Raw genomic sequence first — 1839 nt, 5'->3', positions numbered from 1 at the left:
CAAGAACGCAGATTGCCGTGCGTTTGAGGCTCACATCCAGTCCAACATAATACCCCATCGCTGCTCTCCTTTCAGCGCTAACCGCCTCAAGCATCAAAGCTCAGCGGCGGAGCAGCAACCGATCATGTATGGGATGTATAAGGTGCCGGAGAGCGGCTCCCGTATCGCACAGGAGCCAAGAAGAATCTTAAGACAAGCTTCGGTGTATCGGCTGCTCAAGTCCTATGACCTGATCACCAGCCCGGCCTATGTGGTGATCAAGGCGGGGGACGAGTTCAGGGACAAGACCACCCGGCCAAACCCGCTGTGGCAAACCGACTTCACCTATCTCAAGGTGACAGGCTGGGGATGGTTCTACCTGTCCACCGTGCTCGATGACTTTTCGCGCTATATTGTTGGCTGGAAGCTGTGCACCACCATGAACGCGGACGATGTCAGCGCCACGCTCGACATCGCCCTCGCTGCATCAGGATGTGACAGCATTGCCGTGCTGCACAAGCACCGGCTGCTCAGCGACAACGGCCCTTGCACCATCGCTGGCGACTTGGCCGAATACCTCGAAGAAAATGGCATGGATCATGTCCGCGGCGCCCCCAATCACCCTCAGACGCAGGGCAAGATCGAGCGCTGGCACCAGACCCGCAAGAGCCGCATCCTTCTGGAAAACTATTACCTGCAGGGCGACCTCGAGGTGGCCATCGCCGCCTTTGTCGAGCATTACAACAACCACCGCTATCACGAGAGCCTCGGCAACCTCACGCCCGCTGACGTCTACTTCGGACGTGGCACGGCTATCCTGGCAGAAAGGGAGAAGATCAAGAAACTGACCATCCAGAGCCGGCGCTTGAACCATCAGCGCCAGGCAGCATAACCTCAACCCACAGAGCCAGAGCCCTCCAGACCAAACTCAGGCCGCCTGTTCCAAATTATTCGACGACGGACAGTTGTCGCGGTTGAGATGCGGCAGGAAGTGGCGCAGCACAAAGGTCAGGTCATCCAGGGGAAAGCCCGTTGCGCGTCGCACGGCGCAGATGATCGCACGCTCCTCCTCTGTCACACGCCACGGCAGGCGGTTTGGCCGGCTTGACCGATCCTGGCAGGCCTGTTCGCCGCGCTTGCGCCATTTGCGCACAGTTTCCTCGCTGATGCCGTAGCGCTTGGCCAAGACCCTGGTGGGCTCGGTGGAGCGGGCGATGTCAGCCCGAACAGCTGGCGTGGTCCGGGACTGGGGATGGATCTGCATCATCACGTCACCTCGGCAAGAACGGGTTCAAAGCGCCAAGCCTGTTCAGCAATGGCCCAGCTTACCTCGTCCCAATGATGTTCTGCAACCAAACAGCTACAGCAGATCGAGACCTGACGCCGCCCGCACACTTGGAAAGGGCGCGGCAACTTTCAGCGCCAAGGCGCTTCGGCTGATAGGCTTACCCGTGCCACTGCCGTGCATGGGCGGAAAGCACACTCGTTACGATGAATTGGTTCAGTTGTTGGCTCGCCTGCACAGGCAAGAAGACGAGCTGCTAAAGGTGCTGTAGCGAACTGAATTCCTGCTCCGCACCAAAGGCCTCGGAAATCGACCTGCGTGCCTTCGTGATCAAGTGCCATACTCAGTCATCCCGCGCCGTCTCGAGTTTATTGGCGGAAAGACTTTTTGAACCGAGGTGCCCAGAGATCCGACCTGCTGATACTTTTGACTTTCTCAGCACAGCCTGTAGGCCGCAGAACACGGTAAAGCGTTCGTTGTGACTATGGCCAGCAATGACGTCGGGGGCGTATTCCGCGGCGGGGCGCGACATGGCGGCCATGGCCTGGCCCATCCCGGCGAAGGTCCCCGCGGCG

2 protein-coding genes and 1 pseudogene are annotated in these 1839 nt (G+C 59.3%); 1 reads left to right on the top strand and 2 read right to left on the bottom strand.

The genetic code is table 11. The features are described from left to right. Nucleotides 1–871 (top strand): DDE-type integrase/transposase/recombinase (locus tag OU682_RS23815; protein ID WP_268944656.1); only part of this gene is annotated, 871 nt, incomplete at its 5' end. Nucleotides 872–943: 72 nt separating this feature from the next. Here OU682_RS23815 and OU682_RS23810 read toward each other — a convergent pair. Next, nucleotides 944–1246: pseudogene (locus OU682_RS23810) on the bottom strand (helix-turn-helix domain-containing protein); the annotation flags it as partial. A 361-nt stretch (nt 1247–1607) separates the two neighbouring features. Then, nucleotides 1608–1839, bottom strand: a 232-nt coding sequence (locus OU682_RS23805) for a hypothetical protein (RefSeq protein ID WP_268944655.1), incomplete at its 5' end; no start/stop codon positions are given.

The sequence above is a fragment of the Paracoccus benzoatiresistens genome, assembly GCF_026913015.1.
GTDB lineage: Bacteria > Pseudomonadota > Alphaproteobacteria > Rhodobacterales > Rhodobacteraceae > Paracoccus > Paracoccus benzoatiresistens.
Note: the sequence above shows the minus strand (reverse complement) of the source record. Positions and strands in the feature narration are given on the sequence as shown.